Annotated in this window: 24 protein-coding genes and 2 pseudogenes; 6 read left to right on the forward strand and 20 right to left on the reverse strand. The window is 71.3% G+C overall.

The features are described from left to right. Positions 1-25 precede the first annotated feature (25 nt). Positions 26-793, forward strand: a complete 768-nt coding sequence (locus FPZ22_RS00455) for a flagellar brake protein (RefSeq protein WP_144889288.1) — start codon at positions 26-28, stop codon at positions 791-793. A 716-nt stretch (positions 794-1,509) separates the two neighbouring features. Here the strand turns inward: FPZ22_RS00455 and FPZ22_RS00460 are convergent. The 14 genes and pseudogenes from FPZ22_RS00460 to FPZ22_RS00520 all read right to left on the reverse strand — a co-directional run bounded on the left by FPZ22_RS00460 (position 1,510) and on the right by FPZ22_RS00520 (position 14,798). Further along, positions 1,510-2,658, reverse strand: a complete 1,149-nt coding sequence (locus FPZ22_RS00460; protein WP_425463024.1) for a flagellin — start codon at positions 2,656-2,658, stop codon at positions 1,510-1,512. Next, positions 2,635-3,153 (reverse strand): annotated as a pseudogene (locus FPZ22_RS14290) (flagellin N-terminal helical domain-containing protein); the annotation flags it as partial. The pseudogene FPZ22_RS14290 and the gene FPZ22_RS00460, both read right to left, overlap by 24 nt. Before the next feature lie 196 nt (positions 3,154-3,349). Further along, entirely contained in the window at positions 3,350-4,552 is a 1,203-nt protein-coding gene (gene flgL, locus FPZ22_RS00465; protein WP_144889292.1) for a flagellar hook-associated protein FlgL, read from the reverse strand. Next, complete coding sequence (gene flgK / locus FPZ22_RS00470) at positions 4,549-6,426, reverse strand: flagellar hook-associated protein FlgK (RefSeq protein WP_144889294.1); 1,878 nt, start codon at positions 6,424-6,426, stop codon at positions 4,549-4,551. The genes flgL and flgK overlap by 4 nt, the downstream gene beginning before the upstream one ends. A gap of 3 nt (positions 6,427-6,429) precedes the next feature. Then, entirely contained in the window at positions 6,430-7,464 is a 1,035-nt protein-coding gene (flgJ, locus tag FPZ22_RS00475) for a flagellar assembly peptidoglycan hydrolase FlgJ (RefSeq protein WP_144889296.1), read from the reverse strand. After that, positions 7,464-8,594, reverse strand: coding sequence for a flagellar basal body P-ring protein FlgI (locus FPZ22_RS00480; protein WP_144893794.1), 1,131 nt, complete (start codon positions 8,592-8,594; stop codon positions 7,464-7,466). The genes flgJ and FPZ22_RS00480 overlap by 1 nt, the downstream gene beginning before the upstream one ends. A 10-nt stretch (positions 8,595-8,604) precedes the next feature. Next, complete coding sequence (gene flgH, locus FPZ22_RS00485; RefSeq protein ID WP_144889298.1) at positions 8,605-9,312, reverse strand: flagellar basal body L-ring protein FlgH; 708 nt, start codon at positions 9,310-9,312, stop codon at positions 8,605-8,607. Between the two features lie 17 nt (positions 9,313-9,329). Beyond that, on the reverse strand, positions 9,330-10,115 hold the full coding sequence (gene flgG, locus FPZ22_RS00490; protein ID WP_144889299.1) for a flagellar basal-body rod protein FlgG: 786 nt from the start codon (positions 10,113-10,115) through the stop codon (positions 9,330-9,332). A gap of 73 nt (positions 10,116-10,188) precedes the next feature. Beyond that, complete coding sequence (locus FPZ22_RS00495) at positions 10,189-10,941, reverse strand: flagellar basal body rod protein FlgF (protein WP_144889301.1); 753 nt, start codon at positions 10,939-10,941, stop codon at positions 10,189-10,191. After that, on the reverse strand, positions 10,941-12,164 hold the full coding sequence (gene flgE / locus FPZ22_RS00500; RefSeq protein ID WP_144889304.1) for a flagellar hook protein FlgE: 1,224 nt from the start codon (positions 12,162-12,164) through the stop codon (positions 10,941-10,943). The genes FPZ22_RS00495 and flgE overlap by 1 nt, the downstream gene beginning before the upstream one ends. 40 nt (positions 12,165-12,204) lie before the next feature. Then, positions 12,205-12,879 (reverse strand): flagellar hook capping FlgD N-terminal domain-containing protein, encoded by a 675-nt coding sequence (locus tag FPZ22_RS00505; RefSeq protein WP_144889306.1) that lies wholly within the window; start codon positions 12,877-12,879, stop codon positions 12,205-12,207. 23 nt (positions 12,880-12,902) lie between these two features. Beyond that, complete coding sequence (flgC, locus tag FPZ22_RS00510; RefSeq protein WP_144889308.1) at positions 12,903-13,310, reverse strand: flagellar basal body rod protein FlgC; 408 nt, start codon at positions 13,308-13,310, stop codon at positions 12,903-12,905. Between the two features lie 2 nt (positions 13,311-13,312). Then, positions 13,313-13,720: a flagellar basal body rod protein FlgB gene (gene flgB, locus FPZ22_RS00515; protein ID WP_144889309.1), complete on the reverse strand. Its 408-nt coding sequence runs from the start codon at positions 13,718-13,720 to the stop codon at positions 13,313-13,315. 106 nt (positions 13,721-13,826) lie between these two features. Continuing rightward, the gene (locus FPZ22_RS00520) at positions 13,827-14,798 is read right to left on the reverse strand and encodes a chemotaxis protein (RefSeq protein WP_144889311.1); all 972 of its coding nucleotides are present in this window, start codon (positions 14,796-14,798) and stop codon (positions 13,827-13,829) included. A gap of 106 nt (positions 14,799-14,904) precedes the next feature. Here FPZ22_RS00520 and flgA point away from each other — a divergent pair, with 106 nt between their 5' ends. The 4 genes from flgA to FPZ22_RS00540 all read left to right on the forward strand — a co-directional run bounded on the left by flgA (position 14,905) and on the right by FPZ22_RS00540 (position 17,580). Then, positions 14,905-15,570, forward strand: coding sequence for a flagellar basal body P-ring formation chaperone FlgA (gene flgA, locus FPZ22_RS00525; RefSeq protein WP_144889313.1), 666 nt, complete (start codon positions 14,905-14,907; stop codon positions 15,568-15,570). An 89-nt stretch (positions 15,571-15,659) separates the two neighbouring features. After that, positions 15,660-15,968 carry a flagellar biosynthesis anti-sigma factor FlgM gene (gene flgM / locus FPZ22_RS00530; protein WP_144889315.1) on the forward strand — a complete coding sequence of 103 codons (309 nt, stop codon included), beginning with the start codon at positions 15,660-15,662 and terminating at the stop codon, positions 15,966-15,968. Continuing rightward, positions 15,968-16,303 carry a flagellar protein FlgN gene (locus tag FPZ22_RS00535; RefSeq protein WP_144889317.1) on the forward strand — a complete coding sequence of 112 codons (336 nt, stop codon included), beginning with the start codon at positions 15,968-15,970 and terminating at the stop codon, positions 16,301-16,303. Before flgM ends, FPZ22_RS00535 begins: the two co-directional genes overlap by 1 nt. A 71-nt stretch (positions 16,304-16,374) precedes the next feature. Continuing rightward, the gene (locus tag FPZ22_RS00540; RefSeq protein WP_144889319.1) at positions 16,375-17,580 is read left to right on the forward strand and encodes an ATP-binding protein; all 1,206 of its coding nucleotides are present in this window, start codon (positions 16,375-16,377) and stop codon (positions 17,578-17,580) included. Between the two features lie 33 nt (positions 17,581-17,613). Here the strand turns inward: FPZ22_RS00540 and FPZ22_RS00545 are convergent, their stop codons facing one another. The 6 genes and pseudogenes from FPZ22_RS00545 to FPZ22_RS00570 all read right to left on the reverse strand — a co-directional run. Beyond that, positions 17,614-19,335, reverse strand: coding sequence for an EAL domain-containing protein (locus tag FPZ22_RS00545; protein ID WP_144889321.1), 1,722 nt, complete (start codon positions 19,333-19,335; stop codon positions 17,614-17,616). A 38-nt stretch (positions 19,336-19,373) separates the two neighbouring features. Next, positions 19,374-20,105, reverse strand: a complete 732-nt coding sequence (locus FPZ22_RS00550; protein WP_144889322.1) for a sensor histidine kinase — start codon at positions 20,103-20,105, stop codon at positions 19,374-19,376. 71 nt (positions 20,106-20,176) lie between these two features. Then, the gene (locus FPZ22_RS00555; protein ID WP_144889324.1) at positions 20,177-21,367 is read right to left on the reverse strand and encodes a methyl-accepting chemotaxis protein; all 1,191 of its coding nucleotides are present in this window, start codon (positions 21,365-21,367) and stop codon (positions 20,177-20,179) included. Between the two features lie 118 nt (positions 21,368-21,485). Further along, positions 21,486-22,085: a high frequency lysogenization protein HflD gene (gene hflD, locus FPZ22_RS00560; RefSeq protein WP_425463025.1), complete on the reverse strand. Its 600-nt coding sequence runs from the start codon at positions 22,083-22,085 to the stop codon at positions 21,486-21,488. Positions 22,086-22,090: 5 nt separating this feature from the next. After that, positions 22,091-23,194 carry a tRNA 2-thiouridine(34) synthase MnmA gene (gene mnmA / locus FPZ22_RS00565; RefSeq protein WP_144889328.1) on the reverse strand — a complete coding sequence of 368 codons (1,104 nt, stop codon included), beginning with the start codon at positions 23,192-23,194 and terminating at the stop codon, positions 22,091-22,093. Between the two features lie 25 nt (positions 23,195-23,219). Beyond that, positions 23,220-23,672, reverse strand: a pseudogene (locus tag FPZ22_RS00570) (NUDIX hydrolase); the annotation flags it as partial. A gap of 162 nt (positions 23,673-23,834) precedes the next feature. Between FPZ22_RS00570 and clpS the strand changes: the two are divergent. Next, complete coding sequence (gene clpS, locus FPZ22_RS00575) at positions 23,835-24,155, forward strand: ATP-dependent Clp protease adapter ClpS (RefSeq protein ID WP_144889330.1); 321 nt, start codon at positions 23,835-23,837, stop codon at positions 24,153-24,155. Positions 24,156-24,290 lie beyond the last annotated feature (135 nt).

Genomic DNA, 24,290 nt, shown 5'->3' on the forward strand with positions numbered 1-24,290 from the left:
CCTTCACGGCTACCATGGCTGAGACATGACCGTGCATGAAACGACGCAAGCGCCGCCGTCCGGGGACGGGCTCCATGCCGACGAGCGCTATGTGGTCCGCGACCCGCGGCAGGTCCGCGCCTTGCTGCAGGCGCTGATCGATCAGCGCGCCACCATCACCGCCCTCCCGGACGGGTGCGGGCAATCATTCCCCAGCGCGGTGCTGGAGCTGGGCGAGGACAGCCTGGTGCTCGACGGCAGTCCCGTGGCCGCGTTCAACCGGCGCGCCGCCGGGGCCGGGTTCCTGCTCTGCTTCGCACAGGTGGACCGGGTGCAGCTGCGCTTCCGCGTCGAGCGGCCGCGGCAGCAGGAACGGGGCGGCTACGTCGCCTTCATGGCGTCGCTGCCAGGCGAAGTCCACCACCTGCAGCGTCGCGAGCTGTACCGGTTGACCACCTCGCTCGACGACGCCCCGTGGGTCCGCGTTCCCGATCCGGCAGGTGGGGAGCCCCTGCGCTGGCGCGCGGCCGACGTCAGCGCGGGGGGTATCGCCCTGCTGCTGCCGACCGAGCAGACGGTCTTCGCGCTGGAGCAGCTGTACACCGGCTGCGCGCTGGAGCTGCCCGACACCCCTGCGATCACGCTCAGCCTGCGGGTCCGCAGCCTGGTCGCGATCCGGCGTGCCGATGGCACCGGGCAGCTGCGCGCGGGCCTGCGCTTCGAAGACCTGCCGCGCGGCGCCGACGCCACCATCCAGCGTCACATCTTCAACGTCGAGCGCAGGCGGAACGCGAAGATGAGCGGCAACGGCTGAGCGCCGCACCGTCGCGCCTTGAAGTCGCCTCGTTGGGGGCCGCGCTGCCCGTCCCGCGCTCAGGAGCGGCTCCGTTGGGGTCCGCGCTGCCCGTTCCGCGCTCAGGAGCGGCTCCGCTGGGGTCCGCGCTGCCCGTTCCGCGCTCAGGAGCGGCTCCGTTGGGGCCCGCGCCGCCCGTCCCGCGCACAGGGGGTGTGCTCCCCCGGCAGTCTCCGCGTCCTGCTCCCACTGCCGGCCGCCGGCCATCCATGGCCGGCTGTCCGCACACCCCCTGTGCGCGGGACGGGCTCCGACGTTCTTGGCTTCGGGACGGAAGATCAAGAGCGGCGGAGCCGGGCTCCTGGTCATGACACCCCGTTTCGACGCGGACGTCGACGTGGCCCTCGTCCCGAACGCGACCAAAGGTCGTGCCCGCCGCGGATGCAGGGGGGATGCCCAGAGCCGGCCATGGATGGCCGGCGGCCGGATCTGGGAGCAGGACGCGGAGAATCCGGCGGGGCATCCCCTCCTGCGTCCGTGGCGGGCGGCCAGCACTCGAACGGAGCGCCCGTGGCGGGCGGCCCGGACTTCACCGGAGCGCCCCTGGCGGCCGGCCCGGACTCGAACGGAGCGTCCCCTCGATCGGGAGAAGAACCCAAAAAAGACCTCCGGCGCGAGCCGGAGGTCTTTCGGTGTTGCGCGCCCGGGACTCGCGTCCCGGGCGTGTTCCGCAGGACTCAGCGCAGGAGGCTGAGGACGTTCTGCGGGATCTGGTTGGCCTGCGCCAGCATCGCGGTACCGGCCTGCTGCAGGATCTGCGTGCGCGACAGCTCAGCGGTCTCCTTGGCGAAGTCGGTGTCCATGATCCGGCTGCGCGACGCCGTCAGGTTCTCCGAGGTGGTCTGGAGGTTGGCCACGACCGAGCTGAAGCGGTTCTGGATCGCACCCAGGTCGGCGCGCGAGGAGTTCACCGCGTCCAGGGCCGCGTCCATCGCCAGGATGGCGTTGTCGGCACCCTCGGTGCTGGTGATGTCCAGGGCCGCGAAACCGACCTGGGCGCTGCCCACGGCGTACGCCGTGCTGCCGGCCAGCGCACCGCCCGCCGTGGTGCCGGCGGTCAGGCCGGTCAGCGCGGTGAGGTCGCTGGAGCTGCCGGCGATGACGATGTCGCCACTGCTCGACTCCAGGCGGAGGTTGCCATTGACCAGCGAGGCCGTGACCTTGGTGGTTCCGCTCTGGTTGTTGATCGCGGTCACCAGTGCGCTGGCACGCTCGGAGGCGCTGCCGGAAGCCGCGACTTCGATGTTCGTGCCGTTGATGGTCAGTGCGTCACCGACCAGGGCGCCAAAGGTACCGGGGGTACCGGGGGTGGCGGGAACTGCCGGCGTGCCGGTCGGCGGGACGGCCGGGGTGCCGCTGTGGCTGGCGACGAACGTGGCAGCGTTCGCGAAGCTGCCAGCGGTACCGAAGTCGCCAGTCTGGTCGATCACGAGCGCAGTGCCGTCGGCCTTCGAGAAGGTCAGCGTGCCGGCGTCCGCCGTCCCCGTGAAGGTGATTCCAGCGGCAGTGAGCGCGGCACTGCTGGTGCCGAGTGCGGCGTCGATGCGAGCGGCATCGATCGTCTCCGTCGTACCGCTGGCCTGCGTGACGTTCAGGATCTCGACGCCACCAACGGTCAATGTGAAGTTCTGGCCATCCGCGCCGGACACCGCATCGGTCCAGGCACCCGACGCGCCGGAGGTGGTGGCAACCGCGGCGCTGCCCGGATCGTAGTCGGAGGAGGCGGGCGTCCCCGGGGTACCCGGCGTGGCACCGGTACCGGTAGCGGCCACACCGCTGGCCGCGGCCGAGGTCGCCACGCTGGTCCAGCTCCCCAGCTCGCTCATGTTGGCGTTGGCGATCTGGGCGATGTTGATGACCTGGCCCTGGTTGGCGCCGACCTGGAAGGCCTGGTTCATGAAGCTGCCGTCGAGGAGCTGGCGACCGTTGAACGAGGTCTGCTCGGCCACGCGCTGGATCTCGGACTTCAGCTGGCCGACTTCGGCGTTGAGCGCGGCGCGGTCGGAGTCGGAGTTGGTGGCGTTGCGCGACTGCACGGCCAGCTCGCGGATACGCTGCAGGTTGTTGCCGATCTCGCCCAGCGCGCCTTCCGCGGTCTGCGCCAGCGAGATGCCGTCGTTGGCGTTGCGGGCGGCCTGGTCCATGCCGCGGATCTGGGTGGTGAAGCGCTGCGAGATCGCGAGGCCGGCGGCGTCGTCCTTCGCGCTGTTGATGCGCAGGCCCGAGGACAGGCGCTGGATGGTGGTGGACAGGCTGGCGCTGTTGGTGGCCAGGTTGCGCTGCGCGTTCAGTGCAATCGTGTTGGTATTGATGACGGACATGATGCTGGTCTCCTGGAATTGGGAACCGGCACGGGCGCGTTACCTGGCCGGTGGTTCCGCAGGGGCTTGCCGTTTCATGCGGACCTGTCCTCTGCTGATGCCATTAACGGCAGCGGGCCGAGCGGCTTTAGGGACAGGGCTTGAATTCCGGCGATCCAGTGATCCGCCGCCGCGCCTTGCGCGCGGCGCGGGAGACTCAGCGGATCAGGTTGAACAGCGACATCCGCTGCATCTGCATGAAGCTCAGCTGCGCGGCCTCGAGCGCGACCTTCTCCAGGTCGAAGCGGGCGATGGCCTCGGCGTAGTCCAGGTCGCGCAGCCCGGACAGCGTGCTTTCGATGGTCAGGCCGTGCGCTGCGCGCAGGTCGTCGGCCTGGTCCAGCGCGGCCAGGCGGGAGCCACCGTCGGCGCGCGCGTCGATGAAGTGCTGCTGCGCGGTGGCGATGTCGCGCAGGGCGCCCTGCAGCGCGTTCTGCTGCACGGTGCGCTGCGCATCGGTGGTCGGATCCATGCCCAGCGCATCGAGCAGACCGTCGATGGTGGCGAACACGTCCCGGGTGCCGGCGGGCGCGATCGAGAACGTGTCGCCGTCGGCGGGCGTGCCGCTGAGCACCAGGCGCGTTCCGCCGAAGTCGATCGCTTCGCCCGGTGCATGGAGGCCGCCGCCCAGCACGGTACCGGCCGCGTCCTCGATGGAGTACGCGCCGCCGGCGGCGAACACGATGCGGTGGCCGACGCCGCTCCAGGCGGTGGAGTCGGTCACGCTGGCGCCGGTCACCACGCCGCTGCCGGCGTTGGCGGGGTCGGCGGCGGCGTCGATCCGGCCGTCGCCCACGCGCACGCGCATGAAGATCTCGCTGCCGGGCAGGGCGTCGTCGACGAACATCTCCGGCCCGATCTCGACGCTGCGTCGCGTCTGGTCGCCGGCGTAGGCCACGCCGCCGGCGCCCGCAGCGAACGGCGGGTTGCCGTCGCGGGTGCCGCCGAACAGATAGCGGCCGGTGCCGTCGGGGGTGTTGGCGAGGTCGAGCAGGGTGTCGCGCAAGCGAGCGACTTCGATCGCGATGTCGCGGCGGTCGCTGTCCGACAGCGTGCCGCCGTTGGCCTGCACGGTGAGGGTGTTGATCCGCCGCAGGACGTCGCCGGCCTGGGTCAGGGCATTCTCCTGCAGGCCAAGGCGATGGCGGACTACGTCCCCATTGGCACCGAACTGCTCGAGTTCGGCCAGCGCCCGGTCGAGTGCCACCGCGGCGCCGGCGCCCACGGGATCGTCCTTGGCGGTGAGCAGCTTGCTGCCCGTCGTCAGTTGCTGCTGCAGCCGTGCCAGCGAGGCCTGCTTCGACTGCAGGGTGGTGATGGACTGCTGGTACAGCGCGGGCGTGGAGATGCGGTGGTTCATCGGCGGATGCTTCCCAGCAGGGTCTGGAACAGGGTATCGGCCGTGGAAATGATCTGCGCAGCCGCCTGGTAGGCCTGCTGCAGGCGGAGCATGTCGGCGGCCTCCTCGTCGAGGTTGACACCGGACACCGCGTCGCGCGCGGCCTGGGCCTGGCCGTGCAGCACGCCCTGCGCTTCGGCGGCGTAGCCCGACTGGCGCGCCGCCGAACCGACCGAGGTGGTCAGGCCGGAGATCGCGCCGTTCAGGCTCAGGCTGCCGCCGTCCAGGGTGCGCAGGTCGTCGAAGTCGGCCAGGAGCCTGGCGTTGCCGTTGTCGCTGGACCCCGCGCCCACCGGGCCCACGGTGAAGCGGTCGCCGGCCGCCGGCACGCCGTCGAGCGTGAACGACCAGCCGCTGCCGCTGACGGGAGTGCCGGGTGTCCACGCATACGGGCCGTTGCCGTCGATCGTGTACTGGTCGCCATCCAGGAACTCGATGGTGGCCGGGACCAGCAGGCCGGCATCGGCGGCATCATCGATGCGGACCGGAGAAGGCCGCGCGGTGCCGAGATTGTCGAGCGGCGCCTCGACCTTGAGCGGCGAGGCCGCGGCGATCCGCGCCGGGTCGGTGATGGCCACCGACAGGCCGCCGGCCACCTGCGCGGTCGGCTGCAGCAGGAAGCGATCGTTCTGGGCTGGAGTTCCGGCCAGCACCAGTGCGATGCCGGCGACCTGCAGCGGGTCGGCGCTGTCGCCGGTCCCGGTGACGGTCACGGCAGCACCAGTGGCGGCGTCGTGCGCGGTCCAGGCGCCGTCGCGCCACTGCAGGACCAGGTTGCGGCCGTCCACCGCCCCGATATCGGCCACGGACGCCGAAAGCTGCCCGTCGCCGGCGTTGCCGGCGTGTGCGTTCGCCGCGGGTGCGGGCAGGTTGAAGAACGCCCCGCCCATGGCGCCGTACTGGTCCATGCCCTGTGCGTGTCCGGCGTTGAAGCCCTGGCCCAGCGCGAGCGCGATGCGTCCCAGTTCACCCTGCGCCGGGTCGAGCACCTGGCTGCGGAACTCGAGCAGGCCGCCGATGCGTCCGCCAAGCGCGCGCTCGTCGATGCGCACGGCCTGTCCCTGCGCCTGCAGTGCGAGCTGCAGGCGCTCGGGTCGGTAGGGGTCGGCCACGACGGTGAGCGTGGAGGCGTTGCTGCCCACGACCAGCGCCTGGCCGCCGGCGGTGAAGACGTTGATCGCGGCGCCGTCCTGCTGGACCGTGCTGCCACCGGCGTAGGACACCAGCTCGCCGACCAGCCGGTCGCGGCGGTCGAGCAGGTCCGGGGCGGCCTGCGCGGCCCTGCCGATCTCGGCGTTGAGTCGCGCGATCCCGTCGGCGAGACGGTTGACTTCATCGGCGCCGGCGACCAGGCCGCCGTCGACCTCGCGCGAGAGCCGGTCGAACTGGCCCTGCATCTGCTGGAAGCGCGAGGCGAGGGCATTGGCCTGGCCGAGCATGTTCTGGCGCTGGGCAGGGGCCGCGGCATTGGCCGAGAGCGCGCTGACCGAATCGAAGAAGCCCGACCACAGCCCGGCGATGCCGGTGGCCGGATCCGACATCAGGCCGTCGAGGCGGCCGGAGAGCGATGACAGCTGCTGCAGGCGGGCGAGTTCGCCGCCGCTGTCGACCAGGCGGGCATTGGCCAGGTCGTCGACCACGCGCCGGATGTCGACGATCTGCGTCCCGCGCCCGATGTAGCCGACGCCGACGTCGGCCGGCGAGCGGGCCTCGAAGTCGATCCGCTGCCGGCTGTAGCCCGCGGTATTCACGTTGGCCACGTTGTGCCCGACCGTGGTCAGGGCGCGCTGGAAGGCGATCAGCGCGCTGGTGCCGGTGGAAAGGACGTCGGCCATGGACTATCTCCGGAGGATGGCCGACAGGGCACGGCCCAAAGTCGGTCCGTTGCTGATCGCCGCGATCTTGTCGGCGTAGGCGGGATCGGTGGCATAGCCGGCGCGCTGCAGGCCCTGGGCGAAGCTGCGCACGTCGGCTCCGGCTTCCAGCGCCTGCCGGTAGCGCGGGTTCCGCTTCAGCAGGCGCACGTAGTCGGCGAAGCTCTCGGCCGGGCTTGCGTAGGCGCGGAATTCCGCACGCTCGTTGCGGCGTACGCCATCGCGGTATTCATGGGTGACGGCGGAGACGCGCTCGCCGCTCCAGCCGGCGGCCTTGATCCCGAACAGGTTGTTCGCGCTGGCGCCGTCGCCGCGCTGGATCCCGCGCCGGCCCCAGCCGGTCTCCAGCGCGGCCTGGGCGACCAGGGCGCGGGGATCCACGCCCAGTTCGTCCGCGGCACGCTGCGCATGCGGCCAGACCGAGGCCACGAAGCCTTCCGGGCTGCGCGGATCGAAGCCCGCTGCGCCGCTGGCGGCGGCCGCGCCGGCCTTCGCCGCTGCGGACACCACCGCGGCGCCGGGCAGGTGCGACAGGGCCGCGCCAGCGGCTTCGGCGACCGGGCGGGCGCGGGCGATCAGGCGTTCGACCAGGGTGTCCATCGGCGAGCGCTCCGGCGTCTCCGTGGCGTTGGACGCCGTGCGCGCATCCTCGGCCGCGAAAGAGGGCGACGGAGACCCGCGGCCGTCGGTATCCGCGGACGAAAGCCGCGCATCCAGCGTGGGTGGTGTCGCGCTGTCGCCGCCGAGCTGGCGCGCGATCATCGCGGCCAGACCGAGGCCCGGTCCGGCGGTCAGCGACTTCGCGAGCTGCTGATCGTAGAGGTCGCGATAGAGCTGGTTCTCGCCCGGGAACAGCGAGTCGCCGAAGCTGGCGTCGCGCATGCTCCTGATCATCATCTGCGCGAACACGCCCTCGAGTTCACGCGCGGCGCGGTCGATGCCCGCGGCGTCGGGGCGCTGCCCGGCGTGCAGCGGCAGGGGCTCGGCCGCGATCCGCATCAGATCACCTCGAGCTCCGCGCGCAGGGCGCCGGCCTGTTTCAGCGCCTCGAGGATTGCGACCAGGTCGCCGGGAGCGGCGCCGACGGCGTTCACCGCGCGCACGATCTCGTCGAGCGAAGTGCCGCCGGCGAACATGAACATGCGGCTCGCTTCCTGGCCGGCGGAGACGTCGGAACGCGGTGTGACCGTGGTGGTGCCGCCGCGGCTGAACGCATCCGGCTGGCTGACGTCGAGGCTTTCGGTGATGGTGACGGTGAGGGAGCCGTGCGCGATCGCCGCGGGCATCACCCGGACCTCGGCGCCGATCACCACGGTCCCGGTGCGCGAATTGACGATGACCCTCGCGGGCGCCGACCCGGGCGTGAGCTGCACGTTCTCGACCTCGGCCAGCAAGCCGATGCGTGCGCCGGGGTCGTAGGGCGCCCGCACGGCCACGGTGACGCCGTCCACGGCCCGCGCGGTACCCGGTCCGAAGCGCGCGTCCAGCGCGGCGACCATGCGCGAGACGGTGGTGAAGTCGGCCCGGTGCAGGTTGAGCGTCAGCTCGCCGCTGCCGCCGAAGCCGCCGTCGACCTCGCGCTCGACCATGGCGCCGTTGGGGATGCGGCCCACGCTGGGCACGTTGACCGAGACCCGCGAGCCGTCGCGACCCTGGGCGCCGAAGCCGCCGACGATCAGGCTGCCCTGTGCCATCGCGTACACCTGCCCGTCGGCGCCCTTGAGCGGCGCCATCAGCAGGGTGCCGCCGCGGAGCGACACCGCGTTGGCGACGGAGGAGACGGTCACGTCGATGGTCTGGCCGGGCTTGGCGAAAGGAGGCAGTTCCGCATGTATCGCCACCGCGGCCACATTCTTGAGCTGCGGATTGACGTTGTCGGGGATGGCCACGCCAAGCTCGTTGAGCATGTTGCGCAGGCTCTGCACGGTGAAGGGCGCCTGGCTGGTGCGGTCGCCGCTGCCGTCCAGGCCGACCACCAGGCCGTAGCCCACCAGCGCGTTGCCGCGTACGCCGCCGACGCTGGCGAGGTCCTTGATGCGTTCCTGCGCATGGACGGGCGCGACGATCAGCAGCACCGCCAGGGCGGCAGCGATCAGGGCGCGGAGCGGGGAGGGCGACAGGGTAGGCATGGCGGCCATCTCAGTAGGGGAACAGCCGCGAGTTGAAGAACCGGGCCAGCCAGCCCATGGAATTGGACTGCGCCAGGGCGCCGCGGCCGCCGTACACGATGCGCGCTTCGGCGACGCGGCTGGACGGCACGGTGTTGGTGGGACCGATGTCCGACGGACGGACGATACCCTGCACCTGCACCAGCTCGTTGCCCTGGTTCAGCCGCAGGTTCTTGCTGCCTTCCACCAGAAGGTTGCCGTTGGGCAGGCGCTGCACCACGGTCACGGTGATGCTGCCCTGCAGGCGGTTGCTCTGCGCGCTGCGCCCGCTGCCATCGAAGTCGCGGGCGCCCTCGGCCGAGGCGCCGAGCACCTCGCGGCCGTTCACCGTGACCGGCGCACCGAACAGGTCCGGCGCGCCGATGTCGATCGAGCCTTCCTTGCCGACGCTGGTGCTGGCGTTGGTCTGCGCGGTGGTGTTCTCCACCAGCTGGATGGTCAGCAGGTCGCCGACGTCGCGCGCGCGCCTGTCCGAGTACAGCGACAGTCCGCCGCCTCCGCCGGCCCGGTAGATCGCGCCCTGCGTCGGCCCGGCGGCCTCCATCGTCGTCGCGGCATGGAGCGGCGCCAGCGGCGGGTAGGGCCGCACGTCGCCGGCGGCGACGCAGCCCGACAGCAGGGCGGCCGCGGCCACGCCGGCGATGCCGGCGGCGTGCTGGAGCCTCGGGAAGCGGTTCATCGCGACGTCTCCGTCGATCAGACGTTGTTGTTGAGGTAGCCGAGCATCGCGTCGGTCGTGGAGATCGCCTTGGCGTTCATCTCGTAGGCGCGCTGGGTCTCGATCATTCCCACCAGTTCCTCGACCACGTTGACGTTGCTGCCCTCGAGCGCGCCCTGTTCGAGCAGGCCGAGGCCGCCCAGGCCCGGCGTGCCGTTCTGTGCAGGACCGGAAGCCGCGGTCTCCATGTAGAGGTTCTGGCCCCGCGCCTGCAGGCCCGCCGGGTTGATGAAGTCGCTGATGGCCAGCAGGCCGATCTCGAGCGCCTGGGCCTCTCCTGCCATCTGCACGCTGATCGTGCCGTCCTTGCCGATGGTCACCGACTGCGCGCCCTCGGGCACCTGGATGCCGGGTTGCACCGGGAAGCCGCTGGAGGTGACGAGCTCGCCCTCGGCGTTGACCTGGAAGCTGCCGTCCCGGGTGTAGGCCGGCGTGCCGTCGGGCAGCTGGACCTCGAAGAAGCCTCGGCCGTTGATCATCACGTCGAGCGCGCGACCGGTCTGCTGCGGGTTGCCCTGCTCGAAGTCCTTGGCGGTGGACACCACGCGCACGCCGGTGCCCAACTGCAGACCGGACGGCAGCTGCGTCTGCGCCGAGGTCGCCCCGCCGGGCTGGCGCAGCTGCTGGTAGAGCAGGTCTTCGAAGTTGGCGCGGTCGCGCTTGAAGCCCGTGGTGTTGGTGTTGGCCAGGTTGTTGGCCACGACCGACATGCGCGTCTGCTGCGCGTCGAGTCCGGTCTTCGCGACCCAGAGGGCCTGGTTCATGGTCGGTTCCTCGGTGCGGGCGCGGTGGCGCCGTCAGGTCGGGAGATGCAATGCGCGTGCCAGGGCATCCGCGTCAGCCGCCCAGGCGCAGCAGGCTGTTGGCGGCCTGGGCGTTGTCGTCGCCGCGCTGGATCAGCTTCACCTGCATCTCGAACTGGCGCTGCAGCTGGATCATCTGCACCAGGGTCCCCGTGGCGTCGACGTTGCTGCCCTCCAGCACGCCGGTGGTCATCACGTCGCCGGCGGCGGGTGCCGGTGGCTGCCGGGGGTCGATGCCGCGCATCAGGCCGTCGAGGCCGCGGGCCAGGACGGCGGGCGCCGCGTCCACCGCGCGGATGCGGCCGACCACGGCCAGCGTGGCCGGGCCCTCGCCCAGCGGCACGATGGACACCGTGCCGTCATGGCCGATGTCCATGGCCTGGTGCGGCGGGATCGCCAGCGGCTGTCCGGTGTTGGCGTCGAGCAAGGGCTGGCCGCTGCCGGCCAGCAGCTGGCCGTTGGGGGTCAGCATCAGGTTGCCGGCGCGGGTATAGGCCTCGCCGCCGTCTGGCGCCTGCACGGCAAGCCAGCGGTCCGCACGCAGGGAAACGTCCAGTGGATTCCCGGTGACGCGCTGCGCACCGGTCCGGTTGTCGAAGCCGGCGTCGGTGTGCAGGGCACCGACGCGCGAGGCATGCCCCGCGCCCGGGATGCGATAGGCCTCGGTATTGGCCAGCGCCGCGCGGAAGCCCGCGGTATCGGCGTTGGCCAGGTTGTGGGAGACCGTGCCCTGTGCCTGCAGCGTGGCGCGGGCACCGGTGGCGGCGACGTAGAGGGCCTTGTCCATCAGCGGATGTTGATGACCGTCTGTGTGGTCTGGTCCTGGGTCGAGATCATCTGCGCATTGGCCTGGAAGTTGCGCTGGGCGACGATCATGTTGACCAGCTGCTCGGTCAGGTCGACGGTGGACGACTCCAGCGAGCCCCCGTGGATCTGCCCGAAGTCCGAGGTGTCGGGCGCGCCGGTGCGCGGGACGCCGGAGGAGTGGGTCTCCGCCCAGACGTTGTTGCCCTGCGACTGCAGGCCCTGCGGGTTGACGAAGGTGGACAGCGCGATCAGGCCCAGCGGGCGGTCGGCGCCGTTGGAATAGCGCGCGAACACCACGCCGTCGGCGGCGATGCTGATCTCGTTGAGCTTGCCGGCGGCATAGCCGTCCTGGCGCGCGTCGCGGAACTGGAAGCGTTCGCCGTACTGGGTGGAGCCGGTCACGTCCACGGTCAGGTTCACCGGCGCGGCGCCGTTGCCGGGATCGAACGGGTCCAGCACGATGCGGCCGTTGGTCGGGGTGACCAAAGCGCCGGTGTCGGAGAACTGCAGCGTCGCCGGCGCGCCGGCCGGCTGGCCGTCGATGAAGTTGTGGACCTCCCACTCGTTCGGGTTGGCGGTCTTCACGAAGTACGAAGTCTGGACGTGGGCCACGCCCAGCGAGTCGAACACCGTGGTGCCGCCGCTCGAGGCGTTGTAGCTGCCGGGCTCGCCGGGATCGAAGGGCGAGATGGGCATCTGCAGGGCGTTGCCGGGCAGGGTGAACATGAGGTTGAGCAGGTTGGTCTGCCGCGGCGGGCTGTCGGAAGTCAGCAGCTGCAGGTCGGTCATGCGGCCGATGTCGAAGCCGTCGCCGTCGGCGCGCGGCGGATAGACCTGCAGCCGTGCGCCCTCGGGGGTGCCGACGAAACCCTGGGGGTCGGTCTGGAAGTTGCCGGCGCGCGAGTACAGCACCGCGCCGTTCTTGTTGAGGGTGAAGAAGCCGTCGCCGTCGATCGCCATGTCGAGGCTGCGCCCGGTCGGCGTGATGTTGCCCTGCGAGAACTGCTGGGCGACGTTGCCGAGCTTGACGCCCGAGCCGATCGCGTTGCGCGACAGGCCGTAGGAGCTGTACGAGAACAGGTCCGCGAACTCCGCGCGCGATTCCTTGAAGCCGGTGGTGTTGACGTTGGCGATGTTGTTGGCGGTCACGTTCAGGTCGGCGTTGGCCGCGTTGATGCCGGACAGTGCGGTGTTGAAGCTCATGACGGACTCCGTGGAATGGCGTGCTGGCGGTAGGAAGAGGTCAGATGACCCGCAGGACGTAACCGATCGGGGCGGTGCCGATGCCGTGCAGGTCGAGGTAGAGGCCGTCGTTGCCGACCGAAACGCTCTGGACCCGGCTGCGCGCATAGGTGGCGAGGGCGGTCCCTTCGCCACCTGCGTCGACGTGGCGCGCCGCGATGCTGTAGTTGCCTGGTGGCAGGCGGGCGCCGGAGGCATCGTTGCCGTCCCAGGAGAAGGCGAGTTCGCCGGCCGCGGCGGCCGGGATGTTCAGCTCGCGGACCTTCTGCCCGTTGGCGTCGCTGATCTCGAACGTGACCATGCCCGGGCCCGGCGCCGCGACGACGCCGCGCGCTTCGCCTTCGGCGTCGAGTGGCAGCGCGCCGGAGGGGACCAGCACCTCGCGGCCGATCAGGTGGGTGCCGCGCAGGATCTGGTCGGACTGCATCAGGCCGGCAAAGCCGTTGACCGTCTTGTTGAGGTCCTGCAGCCCCTGGACCGAGGAGAACTGGGCCAGCTGCCCCAGGAAGGCGCTGTTCTCCATCGGCTTCAGCGGGTCCTGGTGCTTGAGCTGCTCGGTCATCAGGCGCAGGAAATCGGCCTGGCCGAGCGCGTCCTCCTTCTTGCCGGCGATGGCCGCGTCGGCGGCGCCACCCAGGCCCAGGCTGCTGTACACGTCGTTGGCGATGCTGGTCATGGCGGGAACTCCTGCGGCCGCGCTCAGCGACCCATGCTCAGGGTGGCCACCGCCAGTTCCTTGGCGGTGTTGAGGACTTCGACGCCGGCCTGGTAGCTGCGCGAGGCCGAGATCAGGTTGACCATCTGCGAGACCGGGTCGACGTTGGGCGCGTACACATAGCCCTGCTCGTCGGCCAGCGGGTGACCGGGTTCGTAGCGCTGCACCGGCGGCGCGGAACTCTCGACGATGCCGCTCACCTGGACGCCGGTCAGGGACGGATCGCCGGTGTTGTTCACCGCGCGGAACACCGGCTCCAGCGGCCTGTAGACCTGGTCCGGCGATCCGGCCACCGAATCGGCATTGGCGAGATTGCTGGCGAGGGTGCTCAGGCGCACGGACTGCGCCTGCAGCGCGGATCCGGCGACGTCGAAGATCGGCAGGTTGCTCATCGTTACTGTCCGGTGATGGCGGTCAGGAGAGTGCGCACCTTCGACTCGAGGAAGTTCAGCGAGGCGCGGTACTCGAGCGCGGCGCGGCCGTAGGCGGCGCGTTCGGCGTCGGGGTCGACGGTGTTGCCGTCGAGGCTGGGCTGGGCCGCGAGGCGCACCGTCTCGAAGGCATGCAGGCCGTCGATGTCTCCCAGCGCCAGGTGGTCGGGGTGGGGTTCCGCATGCGACGAGCGGCCGCCCTGGCGCGCCTGTCCCGCGGCCTGGAGCGCGGCGTTGAAGTCGAGGTCGCGCGCCCGGTAGCCCGGGGTGTCGGCGTTGGCGAGGTTGCTGGCGATCAGCTTCAGCCGCTGCTCGCGCAGCGGCAGCGCATCGGCCTGGAAGCCCAGATAGGACGAGATCGGATTGGACATGGCACCCTCCGGCGGAGCAGTGCCGGAAGCAGTGCAAGCGGCGTGCCACGAGGGCGTCGCGCGGCCGGAGCGCGCGATCCGGGCCGTCAGCGCGGCGGCCGGGCCCTCAGCCGGGAAGCGCGGCCCCGGCGAACGCGCCGCCGGCCTCGTCCGCGACCTCGCGCAGGCGGGCCAGGATGTGGTCGGCCAGGTCGTGCGGGTTGTACTTGGCGACGAAGGCGTCGGCGCCCACGCTCTGGACCATCGAAGTGTTGAACACCCCGGACAGCGAGGTGTGCAGGAGCACGAACAGATCGGCCAGTTCCGGGTGGCGACGGATTTCCGTCGTCAGGGTGTAGCCGTCCATGGCCGGCATCTCGATGTCCGAGACCACCAGGGCATAGCGCTGCGCGGGCGACTCGCCGGCCGCGTGCACCTGCAGGAGGTGGTCCAGCGCCTGGCGACCGTCGGAGAGCAGGGTGACGCCCACGCCGAGCTGGTCGAGCACGCGGCGGATCTGCTGCCGCGCCACGCGCGAGTCGTCCACCACCAGCACCTGCATCGGCGGCGCGCCGGGGGGCAGGGCGTACTCCCCGGACAGCTCGGCGTCCATCCGCGCCTGCGAGATCTCGGCCAGCACGCTTTCGACGTCGATCACCTGGATCAGTTCGCCGCCGTGACGGGTGACCGCGGTCAGGTAGCTGCTGCCTGCGCCGGAGTCCGGCGGCGGCAGGATGTCCTCGACCGCGATGTTGACGATCCGCTCCACCTCGCTCACGAGGTAGCCCTGGACCGAACGGTTGAATTCGGTGACGACGAGGTAGCCGGGCGCGTCGGCGCGATCGCGCTCGGGGTGGCCGATCGCCCGCCCGAGGTCGAGCACCGGCACGCTGCGGCCGCGCACGTCGGCAACCCCGGCGAAGTCCGCCGGCACGCCAGGCACCTGGAACAGCCCCGGGCGGCGCAGGACTTCTCGCACCTTGAACACGTTGACGCCAAAAAGCTGGCGGCCCCCAAGACGGAACAGCAACAGCGCCAGGCGGTTGTGTCCCGCCAGGCGCGTGCGCTGGTCGATGCGATCGATGAGGTTGTGCGACATGCCGCCGGTATCGGCCCGGCCGGTTCCGAACTTGAGCCCGGACCTCCGGCGGGGCGGCGGCATGCCGCTTGCATCCCGCAGCGGGCATCGTCCGCCGGAGTCCGCAATGACGCCCGTTCCGCGCCTGTCCGCCCTGCTGGCCACACTCTTCCTCCTGTCCGGTGCCGGAATTCCGGCCGCGGCGACGGGATTCGAGCCGGTGCAGTCGATCCGCGACGCCGCACTGTCCGCGCTCGCCGACCGCGGCGGGGCCGAAGCCACCCTCGACCCGGCGCTGCGCATGCCGCGCTGCGGCGAACCGCTCCAGGCGCGGCGCATCGCTGCTGGCACGGTGGAGGTCGGCTGTGCGTCGGGCTGGCGCCTGTTCGTGCCGGTGCGCCTGAACCGGAGCCAGCAGGTGCTGGTGCTCGCGCGCGGGGTGGCCGGCGGCGAAACCATCGCCGCGGACATGTTCGAGGTGCAGGAGCGCGATCCGGGCCGGATCGCCGGCGCGGCGGTCGCCGACCCGGCCCATGCGGTCGGCCGCGTGGCGCGGCGCGGCCTCGCCGCCGGCGGCGTGCTGACTGCCGGCGACCTGGCCTCTCCCCGTCTGGTCCGGCGGGGTGACAGCGTCGCCCTGGTTTCGAGGCTCCACGGGGTCGAGGTCCGGATGGCCGGCCGTGCGCTGGGCGATGCCGGCGAGCATGAGCGCGTGAGCGCCGAGAACCTGTCCTCGCGGCGCGTGGTCCAGGGCGTGGTCGACGCCTCGGGCGACGTGATCGTGGGCCACTGAGACGTAGCGCACATTCCCCTAAAGCTTCCCCGGCCGTGGCCGATACCGGTCACGACCCCATTCGGCGCCGCTGGCGCCTGGACTCCGACATGAGCCAGAAGATCGAAGGAACACCGCCCTCCGCCCCTGTCCGCGTGACGCAGCTGGCCGGCCAGGTGTCCCGGGCCGGCGACGCGCGCGACAGGGCGATCGAGGCCCCGGCGGCCGGCGACAGCCTGCGCCTGACCAGCGAGGCCGCCGGCCTGCAGGCCCTGCGCCAGGAGCTGGCCACTCGGCCGGCGGTGGACGAGGGGCGCGTGCAGGCGGTGCGGGAGGCCCTGGCCTCCGGCAGCTATCGCATCGACCCCGAAGCGATCGCCACCGCGATGCTCGAGCTCGACGCGCAGCTGGGCGGCTGATGTCGGACTCCGGCTCCAGCGTCGAACGCCTGGCCCTGGCCCTGGCCGACGAGCGCGACGCGCTGATCGGCGGCGATGCCGACAGTCTGCTGCGCGCGACCCGGGAGAAGCTGGCGGCGCTGCACGCCCTGGAAACGGACATCGATCCCGGCCTGGCCGGACGCATCGCCGAGCTGGCCGAGCTCAATCGCGCCAACGGCGCACTGCTCGCGCGGCGGCGACGCGAGGTGAACTGGGCGCTGCGTCACCTGGGCCGGACCGAGAGCGCGCCCGCCTATGACGCCTCCGGTGGCGTCGAGCAGGCCCTCAACACGCGTCAGCTCGCCGTCGCCTGATCGCGCGCGCGGCGGGCATCCGGGCAAGGCCGTAGAATGCGGCGGCTGGATCCGTCGTCCCTGCAGGCTGCATGAGTCCGTCCCCCTCCTTCCCGCTTCCCTCCATCGACCTCCTGGATTCGGCGCTGTCCCACCTGCAGGAAGGCGTGCTGATCTACCGCGAGGGGCAGCTTCTCTACGCGAATCCCGCGGGGCAGGCCATGTGCCGCTGGCATCCGTTCTGGAGCGAGGACGAACAACGGCTGGAGGACCTGCTGCCCGGGCATGCGCTGCCGCAGGCGCGCGACCAGGGGCGCTGGAGCGACTTCGTCCCGTTCGGCGAGGGCCGCATGCTGGCCGCCCGGCTGTATTCGCTCGACGGCCCCGAGGGGCATGCGCTCCTGTTGCTGCAGGCCCCGAGCCTGGTGCGCGACGGCGACAAGGAGCTGCTGCGCAGGCACGAGGAGCTCAACGTGCGCCTGACCGCGGCGCAGAAGAAGCTGCTCGAGTCGGAGAAGCTGGCATCGATCGGCCAACTCGCCGCCGGCGTGGCCCACGAGATCAACAATCCGATCGGCTACGTGCATTCCAACCTGGGCAGCCTGCAGGAGTACCTGAGCAGCCTGTTCGCGCTGATCGAGGTCTACGAGCGCGCGCTGCGCTCCCCCGACCCGTGCGCCATGCGGCCCGAGATCGAGGCCACCCGCGAGCGCCTGGACATCGACTTCATCAGCCGCGACCTGCCCCAGCTGATGACCGAGTCCCGGGAAGGCATCGAGCGCGTGACCCGCATCGTGCGCGACCTCAAGGACTTTTCCCGCTCCGACCGCGAACTGGGCTGGAAGCTCGCCGATCTGCATGCCAGCCTCGACTCGACCCTGAACATCGTCTGGAACCAGCTGCGCTACAAGGCGACCCTGGTGAAACGCTACAGCGTCCTGCCGATGGTCGAGTGCCTGCAGTCGGAGCTCGGCCAGGTGTTCATGAACCTGCTGCTCAACGCCGGCCAGGCGATCGAGGAGCAGGGCACCATCACCGTGAGCACCGGCCAGGCCGGGGACACCGTCTGGGTCGAGATCGCCGATACCGGCAGCGGCATTCCCGTCGAGCTGCAGCAACGCATCTTCGATCCATTCTACACCACCAAGCCGGTGGGCACCGGCACCGGCCTCGGGCTGTCGATCTCCTACGGGATCATGGCCAAGCACGGCGGCCGCGTGGAGGTGGACAGCGCGCCCGGCGAGGGCAGCAGGTTCCGCCTGGTGCTGCCGATCCGGCAGCCCGTGCGCACCCCCTGACGCCGGAACCCCCGGGGCCCGGGCGGCCCCGGATCAGGGCGCCGGCGCCCGCGCGCGTTGGGCTTCGTGCGTGCGGAACGCCTGCTGGATGTGCTCGCGCAGTTCGCGGTCGTCCCAGGGCTTGGTCAGGAAGCGGTAGATCGCGCCGTGGTTGATCGCCTCGGTGACCGTGGCGAGATCGGCATACCCCGAGAGCACGATGCGGATGGTGTCCGGGTAGAGCATCTTCACCTGGGCGAGGAACTCGGTGCCGCTCATCTCCGACATGCGCTGGTCGGACAGGATCACCTGGATCTCGTTGGTCGCCAGCAGCGCCAGCGCCTCGCGCACGCTGTTCACGGCAAGGATGCGGTAGCCGTCGCGCCGGAACAGGCGCGCCAGCGCGTTCAGCACGTTCTCCTCGTCGTCCACCAGGAGCAGGGTCTGGTCGGCGCGGGTGGTGGTGAAGAGCTCGGGCCGCAGGTGGCGTGCCCGCAGGACCTGGCCGGCGGGCCCGGCCTCCACCGGCTCGCCGAACAGGTAGCCCTGGAAATAGTCGCAATCGGTGCGACGGAGGAAACCGAGCTGGGCCTCGGTCTCGACGCCATTGGCGATCACCTTCATCCCCAACTGGTGGGCCATCGCGATCATGGCGCGCAGGATCGCGGTCTCGCGGCTGTCGAGCAGGGCGGCCTTGGTGAAGCTGCGGTCGATCTTGAGCGTGTCGGCGGGATAGCGCACCAGGGTGCGGAGGTTGGCGTCGCCGGTTCCGAAGTTGTCCAGGGTCAGGCCGATGCCTTCGCGACGCAGCGCCCGGATGGTCTGGAACACGATATGGGCGTCGTTGTTGAGCACGCTCTCGTTGATCTCCAGCACGATCGCAGGGGCGGGCACCCCGGCGTGCTGCATCAGCCCCAGCAGGTGCTCGACGAAGCCCGGCTGCAGCAGCTGCAGGGTCGAGACGTTGACCCCGATGAAGAAGTCGTCCACGCCCTGCTCGCGCCACTCGCGGGCCTGGGCCACCGCGCGCTCGATCATCCAGTCGCCGATCTGCAGGATCACGCCGAGGCGTTCGGCGGTGCGGATGAAACGTTCCGGCAGCAGCTCGCCCAGAGTGGGCGACTGCCAGCGGATCAGGGCCTCCATGCCGAGCACGCGGCCGTCGCGTGCGCTGATCTTGGGCTGGTACCTGAGCGTGAACTCGTTCCGGGCCAGGGCGCCCACGATCTGGCTGGAGATGGCGCGTTCACCCTGCGGCGTCCTGCTGGTCCGCCCCGAATGCACGTACACCGGCGCATCGGCCCCCGGCGACGCACGCCACATCGACGCTTCGGCCAGCTGCAGCAGCGTGCTCGCGTCGGTGGCGTGCTCCGGCGACAGGCTGATCCCCGCCTTGGCGGTGAGCAGGAGGGTATAGGGAAGGATGGTGAGCGGCTGCTCGATCAGGGCGATCAGGGCCTCGGAGATCTGCTGCGCCGAATGGTCCTTCTCGTCGAGCGTCGCCACCGCCACGAACTCGTCGCTGCCGTGGCGCCAGACCTCGCCCCGGCCCGCGAGTCCGGCGCGCAGGCGCTGGCCGACGATCTGCAGCACGGCGTCGCCGACCTCGGTCCCCATGTTCTGGTTGATCGATGCGAACTGCTCGATGTCGATGTGCAGCACCATCAGGCGGCCGTTGCGCGCTGCCACCGACGTGACCATGGCCTGCAGCGCGGGATGGCCGGCGCCCAGGCGGGGCAGCAGGACGGGAGCGGCGTCAGGGTCCAGCGTCGACATGAACCTATTCTATGCGGCGGCGGGCGACGTTCCCGGCGCTACCGGCACGGGAGGGACGCCAGCACCCGCGTGCCGCGCCCGGGGGCCGAGGCGATGTCCATGCGCCCGCCGGCACTGCGTGCCCGTTCGCGCATCGCCACCAGTCCCGGGCCGACGGTCACGAGAGGATCGAAGCCGCGCCCGTTGTCGACGACTTCCAGCACGCACCGGTCGTCCTCGACGCGCAGCGCCAGCGAGACCCTGTCCGCGCGCGCGTGCCGCAGGGCATTGGCCAGCGCCTCCTGGACGATCCGGAAACCGGTCTGCTCCACGGACGGCCCCGGGCGGCGCGGCAGCGGGTCGATCCGCAGTTCCAGCGCACAGCCTGCAGCGACGCATGCGGCCTCGGCGTGCCAGCGCAGCGCGGCCTCCAGACCCAGCGCGTCGAGCGGCGGGGGACGCATCCGAGCGCAGATCGTGCGCACCTGATGGAGCGCGGCGTCGGCCTGCGCAAGGATGTCCTCGAGCTCCTCCCTGCGCCGGTCCGGGTCGGTCTCGTGCAGGGCCGCGTGCGCGGCCATGCGGATCGCGGTGATCGACTGGCCGGCACCGTTGTGGAGGCCGCGCGCGACCATGCGCCGTTCCTCCTCCTGGGTCGCGAACAGGTGGTCCGCCATCGCCCGCAGTTCGCGATTCTCGGCTTCGATGCGCTCGTGGCGGAGGCCGCGAGCGGCGGGTTCGCCCTTCGGCCTCTCGGCCGGGTCGGGCACGACGGGAACGTCGGAAGCCATCGGGAATCCACGGGACGGGGATCCCAGTCTACCGGCCTTCCGGCGCCGCGCCCGTACGGCGGCGTGCAGACTCAGAACAGCTCGACCGTGCCCGCGCTCATGGATTCCTGGGTCACCGGCTTGTGCGGCGGCTTCTCCCAGGTGGCGCGCTGGGTATGCAGGCGCTGGCTGACCTTCCGCAGTGCTTCCTGCATCTCGTCGTCGAAGACGCCGCCGTTGCGCCGCAGCAGGTCCTGCAGCTCGATGGCCTCGCGGTTGATGGTGTTGAGGCGCTCGAGGTGCGAATGGACGCCGCCCAGGGCCTGGGTGGCGATGTCCTCGAACTGCAGCGCGCGCACCGCCTCGGCGACGGTGGCGTCGATGGCGCGGCCGCATTCGGAGATCTCGCGCATGCCGTCGCCCAGCGAACGGTTGATGGCGGCGACCTGGTCGAGCATTTCGGCGGCCTCGCCGCGCGCCTCGCGCGAACGGTCGAGGTCGCGCGAGGCCATGTTGGACACGGTGTCGCGGACCTTGGCGATCGACTCCTTGGAGCTGTGCGCGAGCTTGCGGATCTGCTCGTTGAAGGCCGTGGAGCGCTCGGACAGGTTGCGGACCTCGTCCGCGACCACCGCGAAGCCACGGCCGGCCTCGCCCGCGCGCGCTGCCTCGATGGCGGCGTTGAGCGCCAGCAGGTTGGTCTGGTCGGCGATCGACTTCACGTCCTCGAGCAGGGCGAAGATCCCGTCCAGGTGGCCGGCCATCTCGTCGATGTGGGTGACCGTGGCGCCACTCTGGCCGCTGACCTGCTCCAGGGCCTCGACCAGCTGCTCCATGCGCTGGCTGGCGTGCTGGGCGAAGCGGGCGACGTCGGAGCCGCCGCCGCGCTGGTCACCGGCCTGGTCGAGGATGCGGGTCATCGCCTGCGCCTGCTGGCGGGACTTGCGGTTCATCGCCTCGAAGCTGCTGCCGAGCCCCGAAACAGCCTGCCTGACCAGGTCGCGCGCACGCTCCACCTCCACCCGCGAGCCCTCGATCTCGGCACCCACGAACTGGCGCAGTTCGGTGAGGAGCTTGTCCTGCTCCCTGGTGGCGCGCTGGTGCGCCGCCGGCCGGGTGACCTCGCGCCGCACCAGCCAGAAGCAGAGCACCAGCCAGCTCGCGGTCAGGGTCAGCAGGATCGCCCAGCGGACCGGCTCCGGCCAGCCGAAGGCGAACGCCAGCGGCAGCAGCAGGGTCAGGGCCAGTGGGGCGGCCAGGCGGATCAGGGTGCGTGCGTACATGGACACTACTCGGCGGATTCTCAGATCCCCGTATCGGCGCCCGCGCCGTCGACTTTAGCCGCGGCTCCCGCGCGTCCTCTGCCCCCGGCCTGGAGCGTGACGGCGGTCACCCTCCCTGTCAGTGCAGCAGTTCCTCCACCGCCCGCGTCATCGCTCCGCGCTGGAACAGGAAGTCCCAGGGGCTGCCACCGTTCTGGCGCCACAGCACCGCCGAGCGCAGCGCCGCCATCAGCATGGCGCGGATCTCGGCGACGATGGCCGCCTGGCCCAGGTAGTGCGGGTTGCCCTGGACCAGCACCCGCGGACGCAGGTGGCTGACCGTGTCGGCGTAGAGGGCGCCGAGCCTGGACAGGACGTCGGGGTGCGCCGTGCCCAGGCTCCGCGCCTCGTCGCGGATGGCAAGGATGCCCGCGTGCACGCGCCCCGCGACCTCCTCGTCCTGCACGAAACGGCGCTCGAGCTGGGTCACCGCCAGCGCCAGCTTGGGCAGCAGCGGATCCTGGCCACGGTTGGCCAGGTAGTCGCGCACCAGCATCAGACCGGGACGGACGTTGGCGACGCCGCCGTACACATCGGCGGTGGATTCGGCGTCGATCCTGAAAACGCTCTCGAGCGCCGTTTCCAGCACCACACCTTCGGCCTGGCCGGTCTCGGCCACCCGGCGCACCTGGCGCAGCGCCTGCGCCAGGCCGGCCAGCGCCAGCATGCGGTCGTGCATCGCGTTCATGCCGCCATGCCCTGCGGTGCGTCCGTGGTCGCGATGACGGCACCGCCGAGGCAGGCCTCGCCGGCGTAGAGGACCGCGGACTGGCCGGGCGTGACCGCGCGCTGCGGGCGGTGGAACGTGACCCGCAGGGCACCGGAATCGTCAACAGACACGTCGCATGGCTCCTCTTGCTGTCGGTAGCGCACCTGGGCGGTGCAGGTGAAGGCCCGCGCGGGTGGCGCGCCGGCGATCCAGTGTGCCGGCTCCGTCCAGAGCGTGCATGCCATCAGCCAGGGGCTGTCGTGGCCCTGGTCGACGGTGAGCACGTTCGCCGCCACGTCCTTGCCGACCACGTACCAGGGCTTGTCGTCGAAGCCGCGGCGGCCGCCGATGTGCAGGCCCTCGCGCTGGCCGAGGGTGAAGTAGAACACGCCGGGATGTTCGCCCACGACTTCCCCGGCGGGAGTGCGGATCTCGCCAGGACGGGCAGGCAGGTACCGGCCCAGGAACGCGCGGAAGTCCCGCTCGCCGACGAAGCAGATGCCGGTGGAGTCCTTCTTGGCCGCCGTGGGGAGGCCGGCGGCCGCGGCCATCGCGCGCACCTCGTCCTTGCGCAGGTGGCCGAGCGGGAAGAGGGTGGCCGCGAGCTGTTCCTGGCCGAGCTGGTGCAGGAAGTAGCTCTGGTCCTTGCCGCGGTCGGCCGCGCGGAGCAGGCGCAAGCGCCGGCCCTCCCGGTCGATGCGGGCATAGTGCCCGGTGGCGATGCGCGCCGCGCCCAGGTCGCGTGCGGCGTCGAGGAAATGCCTGAACTTGATCTCGCGGTTGCAGAGCACGTCCGGGTTCGGCGTGCGGCCGGCGGCGTACTCGGCGAGGAAGTGTTCGAACACCCCGTCCCAGTACTCGCGGGAGAAGTCGCGGAAGTGGATCGGGATGCCGAGGCGGCCGCAGACCGCCACCGCGTCGCGGCGGTCCTCGTCGGCGCGGCAGTGGCCGCTGCCGTCGTCGGCCCAGTTGTCCATGAACAGCCCGGCGATGGATTCGCCGGCGTCGCGCAGCAGCAGCGCCGCGACCGAGGAGTCGACGCCGCCGGACATCCCCACGATGGTGCCGGGCGCGGCCATCAGCGCACCGACCGCAGCAGCGAGAGGGGTGGCGGCTGCCGGCGAGATGGTCGGCGACGACCTGCCAGACCAGCGGGCTGCGATGGCGCCCGGCCTGGGCCTGGAGTTCGGCCGGGGTCAGCCACAGCGCGCGCACGATCCCCTCGTCCAGGACGCGTGCCGGATCGTGCGACAGCGGCCGCGCGGCGAACGCGAAGCGCAGGTAGTGCCGTCCGGGGCTGCCATCGGGCAGGGCGGGCGAGGTCCACTGATAGGCGCCGATGAAGGCCGTCGCTTCCACGGACCACCCGGATTCCTCGAGGGTCTCGCGCACTGCGGCCTCGACCAGGTCTTCGTCGGGCTCGAGGTGCCCGGCCGGCTGGTTGAGCACGACCCGCCCGGCGGAGTGTTCTTCGACGCAGAGCAGCCGGCCGCCGTCGACCACCACGGTGGCCACGGTCACGTCGGGCTGCCAGAACCTGCCCTGCCGGAAGGTCACGGACGGCACGGTGCGCGCGCGGCGGCGGGGCGGGGGAACGCGGCGCAGCGATGGAGGCGGGCAGGCGGCATCGAGTCGAAGCGGCGGCGGGGCCCGCATTTTCGCCCGCGCGACCGGGTCCGTCCACCGGCCGTGCAGCATGCGCGCCGGTATAATCGCGGCATGAGCAACACTCCCGGACACGAGCGCGACCACGGCGTCGCCGTCGAGGCCGGCCGCCCCGAACTGGCGCGGCCGCCGCTGTACTCCGTCCTCCTGCTGAACGACGACTACACCCCGATGGACTTCGTGGTCGAGGTGCTGGTGCGGTTCTTCGGCATGGACATCGAGCGCGCCACCCAGGTCATGCTCCACGTCCATACCCGCGGCCGCGGCGTGTGCGGGGTCTTTTCCCGCGACGTGGCCGAGTCCAAGGTCGCGCAGGTCAACGAGTACGCCCGGCTGAACCAGCATCCGCTGCTGGCGACCATCGAGAAGGCCTGAACCGCCGCTCCGCCGGCGCCTCCGCGCCGCCCGTGCCTCACCCGGCGAAGACAGGCACCGCCGGGATACTGCGGACCATGGCCGGTGCTTGCACGGGACGCGGGCGAGGGCCTACAAGGACTCCATCGCCGGATG

Origin of the sequence: Luteimonas granuli (genome assembly GCF_007795095.1) — a bacterium.
GTDB classification, from domain to species: domain Bacteria; phylum Pseudomonadota; class Gammaproteobacteria; order Xanthomonadales; family Xanthomonadaceae; genus Luteimonas; species Luteimonas granuli.